Origin of the sequence: Brenneria sp. L4-2C (assembly GCF_040240335.1) — a bacterium.
Taxonomy (GTDB): domain Bacteria; phylum Pseudomonadota; class Gammaproteobacteria; order Enterobacterales; family Enterobacteriaceae; genus Brenneria.
In genome coordinates this window covers 141,504-156,296 of the sequence record NZ_JBEIAC010000001.1, presented here as the reverse complement: position 1 = coordinate 156,296, position 14,793 = coordinate 141,504, and the positions used below count along the sequence as shown (strand labels likewise).

Sequence of the window (14,793 nt, the reverse complement as noted above, 5' to 3'; positions counted from 1 at the left end):
CTTTCGCCCTCATTCAATAAATTCGAACGACGCACTCGAAATATTGCACTTTCAAGCGATTAAACGGCCGCATAAGATAAGCGCCATCGGCAACTGATAGTAATGAGACCGACTTCAATCGATAAGGAATTGGCATGAGCAACGTATTGGTTTTAAAATCAAGCATTATGGCGAGTCTTTCTCAATCAAATCAATTGGTTGATTATTTCAGCGCGCAGTGGCTGTCCGCTCACCCCGGCGATAGCATCACCGTGCGTGATTTAGCCGCCCAGCCGATTCCGGTACTTGACGGCGAACTGGTCGGCGCGCTGCGCCCGTCCGATGCGCCGCTGACGCCGCGTCAACAGGAAGCCTTGACGTTGTCTGATGAGCTGATCGCCGAATTGCTGGCAAACGACATCATTGTTATTGCGGCGCCGATGTATAACTTCAGCATCCCGACCCAGTTGAAAAACTACTTTGATCTGATTGCCCGCGCCGGCGTGACCTTTCGCTACACCGAGCAAGGGCCGGAAGGTCTGGTCAGCGGCAAACGCGCTATCGTGCTGAGCAGCCGCGGCGGCATCCATAAAGATGCGCCGACCGATCTGCTGGAGCCGTATGTGCGTTTGTTCCTAGGATTCATCGGTATCGCCGATGTTGACTTTGTTTTCGCCGAAGGCATCGCTTACGGGCCGGACGTCGCGGAAAAAGCCGTTGCCGACGCTAAAGCGCAGCTAGCGCAGTTAGCCGGCGCTTAACGCCAAAATCATCATTGTTACCTTAGCTCTTTTTCCTATTTAGCATGTTATTGCGCGCCGGTCGGCGCGCTTTTTTTCGCCGATTATCCCGCCCGCTACCCGGCGTCCGTCAAAATCACTCCCGTCGATTTTTGATCTCTTCCCCGGAAGTCCGGGTCGATTTTTCCAGCAGTTGAGCGGCCTCTTTATCGGCCTTGATATGGATCTCATGCTCGATTTTCACATTCATATTGATGGTTATCGGCTCCTTCGGCGCCGCCACTTCTATGCGCGGTATGCAACCCGCCAGTAAAAACAGGACACAGAATGTTCCCGGCAATGTATACAGCGTTTTCATCATCCAATCCTGAAGTTATTCATTCGCCTGCTGCTCCAGCGTTTCCTGTAAGTTATCGCCGAAACGTAAACTGCGCCATAGCTGGAAAATATTCTCCTGATGGCGGTAATTAAGCACGACCTGCCGGTCGGCGCTGAGCGTCGGGTTTTTCCCCTGAATCTGCGCAGTCAAGCGCAACGCGCCCTGGTTATCCAGTTCGACGTCGGCATAGGAACGGCCGATTTCCAGATAGCGCAGCCAACCGATGGCGGCGCCGCTGGCCATGTTTTTACTTTCCAACTCGTCGGCCAACTGTTGATCCAGGCGTAGCGTCAGGAGGCCGTCGTTGGTGACCCGCCCTTGCTGAACCAGCATGGTCGGGTGATTAAAATTAAGCGGCAATACGCCGCTCACCTTGCCGGACATGGCGATCTGCTTTTGTTTTAACGCCGTCATCAGTTCGCTGAGTTCAACGCTTTCCACTTTCAATATAGCGTCTTCATGTTGCGGCCACCGCAAATCGGATAACCCGATATGACCGCCCAAGACGTCCATACGCGCCTGCGACAGCCGCAGCGGCCGCTTTTCGCCGTAGGGATAAAACCCTTGCAGGTCGACACGAATATCGGTCATCCGAAACAGGTTATCCAACGTATCGATGCGCAGCGTGACCGGCTGTTTTACGCCTAATTGCCAACGCTGATCCTGTAGGCGATAAGGAAGAATGAAATTGACGCCGCGCACTTCGCCGTCCTGCAACCAGGCGCCGCCATTTTTCACCACCCAGTGTCCGCCGGCGCGGAACCCTTCTCCGCGCGCCGCGGAAAAGGCGGACTGCGCGTAAAACCGCCCGCTCCGGATATTCATTTTCAGCCGTGGCGACAGCAGCGGTTGAAAGACGGTAAGCGGTTGCTGCGGCCACCATGCGCCTCCGCGCAGACGCGTGCCGTCCCAGCGGCCGCGCAGCGTAACCGGACCAATATCCTGCGCCTGTAACTGTCCCTGCATAAGAAAATCGTCGGGACTGCGTCCATCCAGCTTAAGCGTGACCCGTGACGGCGGCAGATAACCGCCGTTGCTGAAATCCACCTGCTCCGTCGCCAGCCGTAGCGCGCCCTGAAAATGCGCGTCCGACGGAATACGCTGCCAGCGCAGCGGTTCCGTAATCGTCAGCCGGGGCTGATGCGCCGTCACCAATCCATAGCTCAGTCGATCCAGCCCGCTGGAAAGCTGTTGAACCTCAATCAGCGTCCCCTGCCAGCGGCCGCGTCCCGCTACGTCCCATTTGGCTTTTAACGGCGGCAATTGTCCGCGTCCCCAGTAACGCCACTGCCATTGCCCTCGATCCGGCCAGAAATCCTGCGCCAGCCCGTCCAGATGCAGGTTGCCCCGTCCCCAATACGCGTCCCGCGCTTTGACGATGGCCTGTAGCCGGCCATTAACCCCGGCCGAGCTCACCCGCACGCCGGCCAATGGCCAACGCGCCTCCTCAAGCCGTACCTGCGGCGCCAGCTTCCCCCAGGCGCGTAATAACGCGCCCGGCGCAATCGCCAATTCAGGATTTAACACCGATCCGCGGATCATGCCCGGTAATGTGGCGGTGAGCGACAGGTCGGCGAGGTTAGCCTGTCCGGTCAACTGAAAACGCAGTTGGCTATTTATCAACCCCAGATTGCCCGGCCCCAGCACCAGTACCGCGTTGGCTTTCCCGTTATGTCCCTGCGTCAGCATATTCATCCGCGCGCCGATCTGGGTTTTATCCCATCCCTGACGCCAGTGTTGCAATGAGACAGATACCTGGCCGGACAGCGGTTGCGTGGCATACGGCCAGCGCCAAACGCCGTTATCAATCTGAATGGTTTCCTGCGTCAGTCGCCACGGCAACAGCAGCAAAGGTTCATCGTCGCCGATCGCGTTCAATGCCAGCGAACCCTGCGCGCCTTGCCAGCGCAGCGACGCCGATACCGACTCCGGCGTTTGCCCGGTCTCCAGTCGCCCCGTCAGCGCGCCTTGTTCGGGGGGCTGCGCCAGCGAATCGGCCAGATCCAACTCGCCGGCGAACTGTAGCCGGGAATCGCCTGCCGGGGTCGCCAACATGCCGTCGCGCAAAATAAGGCGTCGATTATTCAGCTCAGCCTGCAAGGACAGCCGCTGGCCCTGATAGTTAAGCGTCTGGCGCCTATCGCCGTCGGTGCTTAACTGTATCCGTCCCGCATACTCCCGCCAGGGCAGCAGCGTGATAACGTCGATCGCGATATCCGCCGCCGGCAGCCGACGCTGCCATTGTGAGAGCAGCGAGGGCGCGGGATCCTCCGCTGAAGAGAGCCGCGACAGGCAATCGCTGTCCAGCGTGACCGCATCCATACCGACGCGCCAGCGCCCGGCTTGCCGGTGCAGCGTGATATTGCGCGCGTCGACCAGCCGACAGTCGCCGACGTTCAGGCTATAGCCATCGCTTTGCAACCCGCCGTCATGCCAGACGGGAGGGGAATTGAGCGTTAGCGACATCTCCGGCGGCAGCCAGATCTCCAGCAAACGAGGCAGCCATTGCGGCAGGGTTCGCCAGGAAACCATCAGCAGCAGAACGACCAGCGCAAAGCCGACCAGCGAGTGTTTTTTAGTCATTAGGAAATGTTGAGCATCCTGTTTCAGGCAAAACCAAAATCGATAATTTTCCGCTAAATTATAGGGCGTTAATCCCGTTCCCTTCCTATAGTAGACAGCCGTTTGGCGGCCTGGCGAATTTTATTGCCCTTCTATCACTGTTGTCGGGTGACTGTTAGTCAAGCAATAGTTTGTCTCTTCAGTATTTTCTGATAGCTTAACCAAAGGACTTTGCGGAGAAACACGCTATGAAATTGGCAGTTTACAGTACTAAACAATACGATCGTAAGTATTTAGAGCAGGTTAACCAGCAGTTTGGCTATCAAATCGAATTTTTTGATTTTATGTTAACCACGCGTACGGCCACGACGGCTGCGGGCTGTCAGGCCGTGTGCATTTTCGTTAACGACGACGGCGGCCGCGAGGTGTTGACTGAACTGGCCGAGCTGGGAATAAAAATATTGGCATTGCGTTGCGCGGGTTTTAACAACGTCGATCTTGATGCCGCCAAAGAACTGGGCATAAAAGTGGTTCGGGTGCCGGCCTATTCGCCTGAAGCCGTCGCCGAACACGCCGTGGGGATGATGATGTGTCTGAACCGCCGCATCCACCGCGCCTATCAGCGTACCCGCGACGCCAACTTTTCGCTGGAAGGATTGATCGGATTCAATATGCACAACCGCACCGCGGGCATCATCGGCACCGGGAAAATCGGTATCGCCGCCATGCGGATCCTGAAGGGCTTTGGTATGCGTCTGCTGGCGTTCGATCCCTATCCGAACCCACAGGCTCTGGAGTTGGGCGCGGAATACGTGGATCTGAAAACGCTGTATGCCCGCTCGGATGTGATTTCGCTTCACTGCCCGCTGACGCCGGAAAACCACCATCTGCTGAATCAGAGCGCGTTCGCGCAGATGAAAAACGGCGTGATGATCGTCAATACCAGCCGCGGCGGCTTAATCGATTCGCAGGCCGCGATTGACGCGCTGAAGCAACAGAAAATCGGCGCGCTGGGAATGGACGTCTATGAGAACGAACGCGACCTGTTCTTCGCGGATAAATCCAACGACGTGATTCAGGATGATGTCTTCCGCCGTCTGTCCGCCTGTCATAACGTATTGTTTACCGGCCATCAGGCTTTCCTGACGGAAGAGGCGCTGACCAGTATTTCGCAGACCACACTGCAAAACCTGCGTCAGATAAGCAAGGATGAGGAATGCCCTAACCTGTTGAATCCGTAGACGTTACCCTCCCTGCGGCGGCCTGGCGCTTTCGCAGGGATCAACCGGCGGGACAGGTACCGTTGATTAATGACCGCTCATCGCAACGTTTGCCATTGGCCAACTGGCAGGTTCCCACGCTGGCGCCGTTTAACTGCCTGGATAGCGCCATCGTGCCGCCCATTAATGAACAACTCGCATCCGCAGGCGAATCGCTTTTCAGCGACAGGGTGGCGTCGTTATTATTCAATGTAGAATGATGCGGCGTGACGGCGGTGGTTTCTTCACTATTGCTGCAACCAGCCAATACCAGGACAGCGGCAGTGAATAACCAGTGATAATATTTCATTCTCTGGCTCCGGATCGTTTTATTGTGTGAAGCGATTAATGGCTTTGACCCACCCTATTTATCACACCTTATTTCACTGTCACACCGATAAATGCGAGAATACGGTAAAAGATCAATAAAGCGCGTCGGGCGCCGATTTTTTTCTGATGCCAATCTGAATCAGCATGCCGATAAACGCCAATCCCGCCGCTATAATCGGCAACAGGAACACGTCCAGATTAAAGGATAATATCAGACCGCCGGCCGACGCCCCGACCGCGCTGCCGAGATAAAGCGCGGATTCATTCAGCGCCACGGCCAAATTGCCGTCGCCGGTGTTTTCTCTGACGCGAATAAGTTCATGATTTTGCGGAACCTGCAATGCCCACCCTACCATGCCCCAAAGCGTCACGGGAATAATCATCAGCCACAGGCTCCACTGCATCACGATGGGCATTGCAAACAGCGAAAGCGTTAAGATTCCCATGATGGCCAGAGTCAGCGTTGGCCCGCCTATTCGATTGGTCAGCGCGCCAATAAGAACGCTTCCCAGGATGCCGCCGACGCCCCATAGCCAGAGCCACGGAACGACCGAGCGCACATCAGGATAGGACATCATGAACGGCGCCATAAAGGTATACATTCCCAGGCTGGCGATCGCGGCCAGAAAAGACACCAGTAAAATCGCCGACACGTTGCGATCGCGTAAAATCGACAATTTCCGGCTGATGGATACCTCTGCGGTCGCAGGAAAAACCGGTGGCAGTTTGCGCCAAAGCCCGATCAACGTTATCAAGCCTAATCCGGCAATCAGCCACAGCGCAGATTGCCATCCGGCCCTGTTCGCCACGATCAAACTTAACGGCACGCCCAGCACTGTGCCACTTGCCATTCCGCCCATCAGAATCGCAATCGATTTACCGCGCGCATTAGCACCGGAAAGCGCGGCTGCGGTTGCAATGCCGGTCGCAAGGTAGACGCCGGCGCCGATACCGGCCAGCGCGCGAAATATCAGTAACATCGTCATATTGGCGGCCAGCGCGCTCGCCGCATTCGCGCAGACAAATAACGCCAGCGACCACAGCAGCCCTTCTCGTTGTCTGCCCGCCGGGAGAATGGCGACCACTAATGGCGAACCTAATCCATAAGCCAGCGTAAACGCAGTAACCAACTGGGCGGCAATGGCTACAGGAATTGAAAAACTTTGCCCAATCAACGGGATTAGTCCGGCCGTTACATACGACGCCATACCCAGCGCGAACGCTCCCAGCGAAATGAAGTAAACCAGCGTTTGATGGTTTTTTTGCTGCATAATTCTCTCCGAATATAGATTCGCCAATAACGTAGACGCTATATTCCGCGAACGCTTATAGGGTTACAATTTAAGCAATTATGCTATTACTAAAGGTAATACGATGGCGGCACCACGTACCCGCGCCGATTTGGCGGAATTCTTGCGCAAACACAGAGAACGCATTTCCCCACTTGATGTCGGGCTGCCGACGAGCGCTCGTCGTCGAACGCCGGGATTACGACGGGAAGAAGTCGCGGCATTGGCGGGCGTCGGATTGACATGGTACACATGGCTGGAACAAGGCCGCGACATTGGCGCTTCCGGTTATTTTCTGGACCGCCTGGCGACTATTTTTAAACTGGATGCCGCAGAGCGTCGCCATCTGTACCTGCTCGCCCATCAGCGCCCGCCGGCCGAAAATGGTAAAACGGTTTGCGAGGTTCCCCCGTTGGTACATCGTCTGATTGCCGATTTACCCCGCCGTTTGGTGTATGTACTCAATCTGCGCTGGGATGTGCTGACATGGAACCACGCCGCGGACCGCGTTTTTCATTTTTCATCTCAACCCGCGGAGCAGCGAAATCTACTGTGGATGCTGTACATCAATCCGGAGACGCAAAGGCTGTTTTATCCCTGGGAGCAGCAGGCGCCGCTTATTTTAGCCAGTTTCAAACGCGACTTCGCCCGCGCGCCGGCAGCGCATGACATTCATGAATTGGTTAAAAATCTTGAGAAGATCTCACCTGATTTTAAGCGTGACTGGCACCAGCAGGACGTTCAGGGTTCATGTACCGGAGCGCGCGCCTTGATGATCGAGGATATTGGCGAGATCGTCTTTGAGCACACAACGCTCACCATTGACGAAGAACGGCACCTGCGGCTGGTCTATTACGCCGCCGAAAAAACAGCCGATGCGGTTTTTGATGCATGGCTGATGAACAGCTAACCGCCGCGCCAAAAGTAAAACGATCTGGCATTCGTCGTCGTAATCCGTACCATACACGCCATACTTATGCATGTTGGTTAAAAACCTGCACGACAACTATCGACCCTGTGGCGCACCGGCCAAAACGAGCACGTAAAAATGGAAGAACAGCAGCAAGTTAACAAAAAGCAGCAGTACAATTTGAACAAACTTCAAAAACGTCTGCGTCGTAACGTGGGTGAGGCTATCGCCGATTTCAACATGATTGAAGAAGGCGACCGCATTATGGTTTGCCTGTCGGGCGGTAAGGACAGTTTTACCATGTTGGAGATTCTGCGGAACCTGCAACAAAGCGCGCCGGTCGACTTTTCACTGGTTGCCGTCAATCTTGACCAGAAGCAGCCCGGTTTTCCTGAACATGTCTTACCGCAGTATCTTGACGGCATCGGCATTGAATACCAGATCGTCGAAGAGAACACCTACGGCATTGTTAAAGAGAAAATTCCGGCGGGCAAAACCACCTGTTCGCTGTGCTCACGCCTGCGTCGCGGCATTTTGTACCGCACGGCGACCGAACTGGGCGCCACCAAAATCGCACTCGGCCACCACCGTGACGACATACTGCAAACGCTGTTTCTGAACATGTTCTACGGCGGGAAATTGAAAGGTATGCCGCCCAAGCTGATGAGCGACGACGGCAAACATGTGGTTATTCGTCCGCTGGCCTATTGCCGTGAAAAGGATATCGAGCGTTTTGCCGAAGCGCGCCAGTATCCGATTATCCCCTGTAATCTTTGCGGCTCGCAGCCCAATTTACAGCGCCAGGTAATCAAAGACATGCTGCGCGACTGGGATAAACGCTATCCCGGTCGTATCGAAACCATGTTCAGCGCGATGCAAAATGTGGTGCCTTCCCACCTTGCCGATCACGCGCTGTTTGATTTCAAAAGCATCCATCACGGCGGCGAAGTCATTGGCGGCGGCGACCTGGCCTTTGACCGTGAAGAGCTCCCCCTGCAACCGGCGGGCTGGCAACCCGATGACGACGACGAAGCGGCGGCGCCGACCCGGCTCGACGTGCTGGAAATCAAATAGCCTTGAGCAAACCGACCGGTTGCCTGCGCGCGGAATGCCGGCGCAGGCCCGGGAATAACGCGTTGATCAGCGGTGCGGCGGCGGGTCGAGAATCGGTTTAGGTTCGGGATCCGGGATCGGCGGCGGCTTAGGCAATGGATCCGGGATAGGGATCGGGTCGGTGGGGATCGTATCAACAAGCGGATATTCAGCCGCGCTCTGAATAGACATACCTCTCTCCTCGGCGTTGGATGAAATGACGTCAAATTCCGCTACTGCAATCTCGGTCAGACTGGCTTAGCGGATCCGGCGCTTACCCATTAAGCATAGAAGCTGTGCGGAAAATCGCCAAAACGCGGCGACTGGGGGGAAATTGGCACGTAAAAAAATGCCGACGAAATCGTCGGCATGGTGTGAATCAATTGTGCTATGCAGTAATTCAAAAAAGGAAGTAAGACAATATGGAGCGCAACGCCCATCGCTTGACGTTGCATTCACCTGCGGGAATGATAGTGCCGTACAATAGCGCGAAAAATGTTGATATCGCTCAATATAGACGGCTTTTTTTCAATTCCCGCAGGACATCTGTGAGGGATTACACAATAACGCTTATCCTATTCTCATAACCATTTACTACGTTTTAACCACCAGGCAACGCCCACGACTAATCCTACCAACATCAGACAAAATACGCCGAATCCAAACGGGGAACTGCTGCCTGGCATTCCGCCCAAATTGACGCCGAATAAGCCGGTTAAAAAGGTCGTGGGTAAAAAAACCATCGCCATAAGCGACATGGTATAGGTTCGCCGGTTCATGGCGTCGGTCATCAGCGTGGTGATTTCATCCGATAACACGGTGGTGCGCGCAATGCTGGCATCCAGATCTTCCAACCCGCGGCCCAATCTGTCGGAGATTTCCTGCATTCTGCGACGATCGTCATCCTGTATCCAGGGGAATTTCTCCACGGAAAGACGAGAAAAAACATCGCGCTGCGGCGTCATATAACGCCGTAATACGATTAATTGTTTGCGGATCAGCGCCAGTTCGCCCTGCTGCGGCGTTTTCTGCTCCAGCAGATCTTCCTCAAGCACGATGATGCTTTCATGCAAATCATCGATAAAATCGCTGGCGTGGTCGGTCAGCGCCTCCGCAATGGAAACCAGCCAGCTTCCGCTATCGGTCGGACCATGTCCCGCATGCAAATCCTCCAGCACTTCATCGATAGCCGAGAGTTTGCGTCTGCGGGTAGAAATGATCAGCGTATCGGTAATAAAAATTCGCAGGGCGACCAGTTGGTCCGGCCGCGCGTTTTCATTGCGGTTGATACTGCGCAACGTAATCATCGTCCCCTCGCCCAGACGCGTCACTCTGGGCCGAACGCTCTCGCCCAACAGCGCATCGCGCACGCTGTCCGGCACCAGGCTGGTTTCAGTCAGCCAGTTCGCGCTATCCGGTTTCGTCGAATCAAGGTGCAACCAGCAAGGCGTGGCGCTGGTCACGACCTCATCATGGCCTATCGGGACGATCCCGCCTTTGCCGTTTAACTGATAGGCGTAAACGGCACCGGTATTTTGCAGTTCTTTTCCTTCAAAGGGTTCCACATTCGCCTCCGGTGAGGATCCATACATCTTGTCCGTTATTTTCTCGCTGATTCACAGTAATACGCGCCTCGGATCTCTCCTCCGGCACCAAACCGAAAAAGCGCAGTTCCCACCTCATCCCCCATCAGGGGACGAAGCGGAGAGACGGGGCAAGGCGTTTATTTCAGTGCTTGATGATATAAAGCGTGTGGCTGTACGCCACATCTTCAGGGTTGGCGATGGGATAACCTTTAACCCAGGGCTTAATCAAACGTCCGTTGGTGTATTGATAGATCGGCGCAATCGGCGCCTCTTCCATCAGAATTTGCTCGGCCCGGTTGTAATCATCATTCAACGCCTGCGCATTGGTTTGATTGCTCGCTTCTTCCAGCAAGCGGTCATAATCGGCGCTTTTGAATCGGGACAGATTGCCGCTGTGCTGCGAGGTAAGTAGCGACAAAAAAGTGGAGGCCTCATTGTAGTCCCCGACCCATGACGCGCGCACCACGTCAAAATTACCGCTGTTGCGGCTATCAATATATGTCTGCCACTCCTGATTCGCTAATTTTACCTCGACGCCCAATTTAGCTTTCCACATTGACGCCACGGCGACAGCGATCTTCTGGTGGCTTTCCGATGAATTATACAACAGCGAGAGTTTCAGCGGTTTACCGGGGCCGTAGCCGGCGGCGGCCATCAGCGCCTTGGCCTGCGCATCCAGTTCCGCCTGAGAATATTGTTGCAACAGGCTCTTTGTCGGCTTGAAACCGGCGGTCACGTCGGGCGTTAAGTGGTAGGCGGGTTTTTCACCGGTTCCCAATACCTTTTCCGCAATGATTTTGCGATCGATCGTATAGGAAAGCGCTTTGCGCACGCGCACGTCGCTTGTGGGCGCGCGCTGGGTATTAAAGGCGTAGTAATAGGTTCCCAGTTGCTCCGGCGTATAGACCTGACCAGGCAAATCCTTCAACAGCTTCCGATACTGATTCTTGGGGAACGACTCGGTAATGTCGATATCGCCGGCCAAATAGCGTTTGGTCGCATTCGACTCCTGATTAATCGGCACGAAAGTGACCTTGGTTAATTGGGTGTTGGCGTGATCCCAATAATACGCATTCGGCGCCAGCACCAGTTTTTCGTTGACGACCCGCTCCTGTAATTTGAATGCGCCGTTGCCCACCAGATTACCGGGCTTCGTCCAATCGCGGCCGTATTTTTCTATCGTCGCCTGATGAACCGGGAACAGGCTGAAATTGGCCGTCAGACTGACAAAATAAGGCACCGGTCTGCTGAGCTGTACTTTCAGCGTATGGTCGTCAATCGCCGTCACGCCCAGTTGATCGGCCGGTAGTTTGCCATCGATGATCTGGCCGGCGTTCGTTATCCCGGCCAAACGCGCAAACCAGGCGAACGTCGACGAGTTCTCTGGCGCGACCAAACGCCGCCAGCTATAGACAAAATCCTGCGCCGTCACCGGATCGCCGTTAGACCAGCGCGCATCATTACGTAAGGTAAAGATAAAGGTGCGGTTATCGCTGGTTTGCCAACGTTGAGCGACGCCCGGAATAATATTGCCGTGCTCATCCTGATTGACCAGCCCCTCAAACAGATCGCGCGCGACCTGCGCTTCCGGCAGACCTACCGCTTTTATCGGATCCAGCGATGCGGGCTCATCCTTAATGTGACGAACTATTTCCTGTTTTTCGGACAACTGGGTGCCAGCCGGAACCTGCGCCGCGCCGGCGTTCGCGGCGGCCGCCAACAGCGCGGCATATAATGCAGAATGAGCAAATCGCATAATAATTTATCTCGGAGAATGATGAGGTTACTAAATAATATAATAGTCAGAAAACCCGCATAGCGGCCAGCGCTAACCATGCATATCGCCGTATTCGGCGAAATCCGCGGCATAGATGCTATTTTCAAACTCAGCCGTTATGATGAGAGGGTTGCAGACATTAATAGGCGGAGATATGGCCAATAACACTATCGCCCTGCGTGCTCGCCATTTGCGCGGCAATCTTCTTTCGCTGGGAGAGCCTTATGGGAAATCGCTGCTGGGCGCGCCGCTACTCTATTTTCCGGCCGAATTGCCGCAGCGCGACAGCGGACTGATAATCGCGGGAACGCACGGGGAAGAAACGGCATCCATCATCACGCTGTCTTGTGCGTTGCGCACCCTGTTGCCGGGGCAGCGTAAACATCATGTGGTGCTCGCGGTTAACCCCGATGGCTGTCAGTTGGGCTTACGATCCAATGCCAACGGCGTCGATCTGAATCGCAATTTCCCCGCCGGCAACTGGCGGCCGGGTGATACCGTATATCGCTGGAATAGCGACGCCGACCAACGGGATGTGACGTTATCCGCCGGGCAAACGCCGGCTTCCGAACCGGAAACAAAGGCGCTTTGCGACCTGATTGAGAAACTTAATCCCGCCTGGGTTGTCTCTTTTCATGAGCCTCTCGCGTGTATTGATGATCCGAACCTTTCGCCTATGGGGCATTGGCTGGCGCGGCAGTTCGACTTGCCGTTGGTTCGCGACGTCGGTTACGACACGCCCGGCTCTTTCGGCAGTTGGTGCGCCGATCGGCAGCTGCCCTGTGTTACCGCGGAGCTGCCGCCGATATCGTCGGATGCCGCCAGCGAATGTTACCTCAATGCAATGGTCACATTGTTATGTCATAATTTTGATACCAATGTTGCCGACGTTACCTTAAACTGAGCAGCATGTTAACCACCTGTAATTAGAGGACGCATACATGTCACAGAACGTACATTTTCAAGGCAATCCAGTGCCGCTGGCCGGCACTTTCCCGAAAAAAGGCGACAAAGCCCAAGCCTTCACACTGGTTGCCAAAGACCTGTCAGACGTCTCTCTCAGCAGCTATGCTGGCAAACGTAAAATCCTAAATATCTTCCCTAGCATCGACACCGGCGTTTGCGCCGCGTCCGTGCGCAAATTCAACCAGTTGGCCTCGGAATTGGATAACACGGTCGTATTGTGCATCTCCGCCGACCTGCCGTTTGCGCAAGCCCGTTTTTGCGGGGCGGAAGGATTGAACAACGTCGTGGTGCTTTCCACGCTGCGTGGCGCTGAGTTCAAAGAAAACTATGGCGTCGCCATTGCCGACGGCGCGCTGAAAGGGTTAACGGCTCGCGCCGTGATCATCCTGGATGAGAGCGATAATGTCATCTATAGCGAGCTGGTGAACGAAATCACCACCGAGCCGGATTATGATAACGCGCTGGCGGCATTGAAATAATCCCGTAAAGCCTCAGATCTGTTTCCGACCGCTAAAAATCCGCCGGCCGCAAGGCTAGCGGATTTTTTGTTGTCACTCTGACCCCGATTAATCATGTTCGTAAGAGGATCGTTCTGCGGACAGTGAAAATTCAATTTCTGCCTCAGAGAAAATCACGGCTGATGTTGTCTCATATAACTGGTACGATAATAATTTCTTTCACGACCCCTAATAGCCATACATATTTATGACAGAAATACGCATTGGTTATGTCCGATGTTCAACTGACCGTCAGGATCTGGCCGCACAACATGAAGCCCTAGCCAGCCTGGGAGTGACCCCGGACCGAAATACCGATAAGGGACTGTTTGAATGTGGCCTTATACGGCTGCGTACCCCCCGAAGGTATGACCTCGCCCAGGCAAAGGGGACATTATGAGGGAAACTGCCAAAGCTGCCTGATAAACAACAGAAGGAATTATGCTGGATGCATGAAAGTGGTCAGGATTCGATAAGTGAACTGGCTGAATTATTTTCAGTTTCGTGACCGACTGTTTACCGGACGTTTTCCCGTGGACAAAAATGAACAATTGGATTTAATGAAAATAAGCAAGGAGCGATTATGTACTACAGCAATGAAGTTATCAATTATTTGCAGGCTAATAAAATTCTTGCATTAAAACTCGACCACGTATTAATAGACGTAGGAAAGGCCGTATCAAATCAGATTGAAACGATAGATGCAGGTGCAACGCGTGCGTTATATTATACATCCTGCTTTACTGATGAATATCAGGATGTCTGCCAACAACAAAAGATCGAGGATATCCGATTCGCTAAAGGTGTTTACCATATTCTGAGACGTGAGGATGTTGTATATTAAATGCTTAAAATCTACTTTGAAGAAATATTTCGGTACAAAACATCCAATCAAATAGATCATATAAAAAAAATGTTAATGGCAGTGAATATCCATATTGCCGCAAGCTCACTCACAAACGCCGGATTCGCTTTAGCGGCAGCATCATCTGTCGCCGTTGGCATGAATTTAAGTCTTGAAATCAGTTCGTTAGTAGGCGGTTGGGTATCGAGAGGAATCGCTTCAGTTGGTATATATGGTGTCGTTCAGAAAGCGGCAGATAGCGCACATCGCCTTCGTTTTACGTACCCCGCTTACTACGCTGCGCTATATGTTCAAGAGCTAGAAATGATGTATTTCTTTATCGAACCACTGTTTGAGCGGGCTGAGGCGCTTAAAGCACCATGGGCATCGGATGGTGGTATTGCAGACATCATCACCAGGATGATTCGGTAAGATATGATGAACCTTATTAGAAGAATTTTTAAGCGATTGATCAAGTCATTATTTTCGATGTATGGCCCTGCATTACTAACACTCATATTCGCAGTCGTCTTGGTACAATTTTTCCCTGATGGCCCTATATGGCCTGTACCCATTTTTCTCA

13 protein-coding genes and 3 pseudogenes are annotated in these 14,793 nt (G+C 53.8%); 9 read left to right on the top strand and 7 right to left on the bottom strand.

All coding sequences use genetic code 11. The annotated features are described in order from the left end of the window. The first annotated feature begins 134 nt into the window (after positions 1–134). Positions 135–740, top strand: a complete 606-nt coding sequence (locus tag ABRZ26_RS00755) for an FMN-dependent NADH-azoreductase (RefSeq protein WP_319602349.1) — start codon at positions 135–137, stop codon at positions 738–740. A gap of 115 nt (positions 741–855) precedes the next feature. On the opposite strand, the gene ABRZ26_RS00750 is transcribed toward ABRZ26_RS00755, so the two are convergent. Both ABRZ26_RS00750 and ABRZ26_RS00745 read right to left on the bottom strand, forming a co-directional pair. Beyond that, positions 856–1,077: a YnbE family lipoprotein gene (locus ABRZ26_RS00750; protein ID WP_319602916.1), complete on the bottom strand. Its 222-nt coding sequence runs from the start codon at positions 1,075–1,077 to the stop codon at positions 856–858. A 15-nt stretch (positions 1,078–1,092) separates the two neighbouring features. Beyond that, positions 1,093–3,681, bottom strand: coding sequence for a YdbH family protein (locus tag ABRZ26_RS00745; RefSeq protein WP_319602348.1), 2,589 nt, complete (start codon positions 3,679–3,681; stop codon positions 1,093–1,095). A 227-nt stretch (positions 3,682–3,908) separates the two neighbouring features. Here ABRZ26_RS00745 and ABRZ26_RS00740 point away from each other — a divergent pair, with 227 nt between their 5' ends. Then, on the top strand, positions 3,909–4,901 hold the full coding sequence (locus tag ABRZ26_RS00740) for a 2-hydroxyacid dehydrogenase (RefSeq protein WP_319602347.1): 993 nt from the start codon (positions 3,909–3,911) through the stop codon (positions 4,899–4,901). 40 nt (positions 4,902–4,941) lie between these two features. On the opposite strand, the gene ABRZ26_RS00735 is transcribed toward ABRZ26_RS00740, so the two are convergent. Both ABRZ26_RS00735 and ABRZ26_RS00730 read right to left on the bottom strand, forming a co-directional pair. Next, a complete protein-coding gene (locus ABRZ26_RS00735) occupies positions 4,942–5,229 on the bottom strand; it encodes a putative hemolysin (RefSeq protein WP_319602346.1) in 288 nt (95 codons plus the stop codon). A 112-nt stretch (positions 5,230–5,341) separates the two neighbouring features. After that, positions 5,342–6,520, bottom strand: a complete 1,179-nt coding sequence (locus ABRZ26_RS00730) for an MFS transporter (protein ID WP_319602345.1) — start codon at positions 6,518–6,520, stop codon at positions 5,342–5,344. Between the two features lie 103 nt (positions 6,521–6,623). Here ABRZ26_RS00730 and ABRZ26_RS00725 point away from each other — a divergent pair, with 103 nt between their 5' ends. From ABRZ26_RS00725 to ttcA, 3 genes and pseudogenes are all read left to right on the top strand, one after another. Next, positions 6,624–7,448 carry a helix-turn-helix transcriptional regulator gene (locus ABRZ26_RS00725; RefSeq protein WP_319602344.1) on the top strand — a complete coding sequence of 275 codons (825 nt, stop codon included), beginning with the start codon at positions 6,624–6,626 and terminating at the stop codon, positions 7,446–7,448. Positions 7,449–7,462: 14 nt separating this feature from the next. After that, positions 7,463–7,534 (top strand): annotated as a pseudogene (locus ABRZ26_RS00720) (hypothetical protein); the annotation flags it as partial. 52 nt (positions 7,535–7,586) lie between these two features. Then, the gene (gene ttcA / locus ABRZ26_RS00715; protein WP_319602343.1) at positions 7,587–8,522 is read left to right on the top strand and encodes a tRNA 2-thiocytidine(32) synthetase TtcA; all 936 of its coding nucleotides are present in this window, start codon (positions 7,587–7,589) and stop codon (positions 8,520–8,522) included. A 66-nt stretch (positions 8,523–8,588) separates the two neighbouring features. Here ttcA and ABRZ26_RS00710 read toward each other — a convergent pair whose 3' ends face one another. From ABRZ26_RS00710 to ABRZ26_RS00700, 3 genes are all read right to left on the bottom strand, one after another. Beyond that, positions 8,589–8,732, bottom strand: a complete 144-nt coding sequence (locus ABRZ26_RS00710; RefSeq protein WP_319602342.1) for a hypothetical protein — start codon at positions 8,730–8,732, stop codon at positions 8,589–8,591. Between the two features lie 389 nt (positions 8,733–9,121). Beyond that, positions 9,122–10,132, bottom strand: coding sequence for a zinc transporter ZntB (gene zntB / locus ABRZ26_RS00705; protein ID WP_413587769.1), 1,011 nt, complete (start codon positions 10,130–10,132; stop codon positions 9,122–9,124). A gap of 136 nt (positions 10,133–10,268) precedes the next feature. Beyond that, positions 10,269–11,882: a peptide ABC transporter substrate-binding protein gene (locus ABRZ26_RS00700; protein ID WP_319602340.1), complete on the bottom strand. Its 1,614-nt coding sequence runs from the start codon at positions 11,880–11,882 to the stop codon at positions 10,269–10,271. A 175-nt stretch (positions 11,883–12,057) separates the two neighbouring features. On the opposite strand from ABRZ26_RS00700, the gene mpaA reads away from it, so the two are divergent. The 4 genes and pseudogenes from mpaA to ABRZ26_RS00680 all read left to right on the top strand — a co-directional run bounded on the left by mpaA (position 12,058) and on the right by ABRZ26_RS00680 (position 14,642). After that, a complete protein-coding gene (gene mpaA / locus ABRZ26_RS00695; protein ID WP_319602339.1) occupies positions 12,058–12,807 on the top strand; it encodes a murein tripeptide amidase MpaA in 750 nt (249 codons plus the stop codon). A 37-nt stretch (positions 12,808–12,844) separates the two neighbouring features. Next, entirely contained in the window at positions 12,845–13,348 is a 504-nt protein-coding gene (gene tpx / locus ABRZ26_RS00690; RefSeq protein WP_319602338.1) for a thiol peroxidase, read from the top strand. A gap of 226 nt (positions 13,349–13,574) precedes the next feature. Beyond that, positions 13,575–13,874, top strand: a pseudogene (locus ABRZ26_RS00685) (hypothetical protein). Positions 13,875–13,949: 75 nt separating this feature from the next. Beyond that, positions 13,950–14,642: pseudogene (locus ABRZ26_RS00680) on the top strand (hypothetical protein). The last annotated feature ends 151 nt before the right edge of the window (positions 14,643–14,793 follow it).

Excerpts from the sequence above, each read along its gene's own strand:
- ABRZ26_RS00755 (WP_319602349.1), top strand. The coding sequence starts at position 135 with ATGAGCAACGTATTGGTTTTAAAATCAAGCATTATGGCGAGTCTTTCT.
- tpx (WP_319602338.1), top strand. The coding sequence starts at position 12,845 with ATGTCACAGAACGTACATTTTCAAGGCAATCCAGTGCCGCTGGCCGGC.
- ABRZ26_RS00735 (WP_319602346.1), bottom strand. The coding sequence starts at position 5,229 with ATGAAATATTATCACTGGTTATTCACTGCCGCTGTCCTGGTATTGGCT.
- ABRZ26_RS00725 (WP_319602344.1), top strand. The coding sequence starts at position 6,624 with ATGGCGGCACCACGTACCCGCGCCGATTTGGCGGAATTCTTGCGCAAA.
- mpaA (WP_319602339.1), top strand. The coding sequence starts at position 12,058 with ATGGCCAATAACACTATCGCCCTGCGTGCTCGCCATTTGCGCGGCAAT.
- ABRZ26_RS00740 (WP_319602347.1), top strand. The coding sequence starts at position 3,909 with ATGAAATTGGCAGTTTACAGTACTAAACAATACGATCGTAAGTATTTA.
- ABRZ26_RS00710 (WP_319602342.1), bottom strand. The coding sequence starts at position 8,732 with ATGTCTATTCAGAGCGCGGCTGAATATCCGCTTGTTGATACGATCCCC.
- ABRZ26_RS00750 (WP_319602916.1), bottom strand. The coding sequence starts at position 1,077 with ATGAAAACGCTGTATACATTGCCGGGAACATTCTGTGTCCTGTTTTTA.
- zntB (WP_413587769.1), bottom strand. The coding sequence starts at position 10,132 with ATGTATGGATCCTCACCGGAGGCGAATGTGGAACCCTTTGAAGGAAAA.
- ABRZ26_RS00700 (WP_319602340.1), bottom strand. The coding sequence starts at position 11,882 with ATGCGATTTGCTCATTCTGCATTATATGCCGCGCTGTTGGCGGCCGCC.
- ABRZ26_RS00745 (WP_319602348.1), bottom strand. The coding sequence starts at position 3,681 with ATGACTAAAAAACACTCGCTGGTCGGCTTTGCGCTGGTCGTTCTGCTG.
- ABRZ26_RS00730 (WP_319602345.1), bottom strand. The coding sequence starts at position 6,520 with ATGCAGCAAAAAAACCATCAAACGCTGGTTTACTTCATTTCGCTGGGA.
- ttcA (WP_319602343.1), top strand. The coding sequence starts at position 7,587 with ATGGAAGAACAGCAGCAAGTTAACAAAAAGCAGCAGTACAATTTGAAC.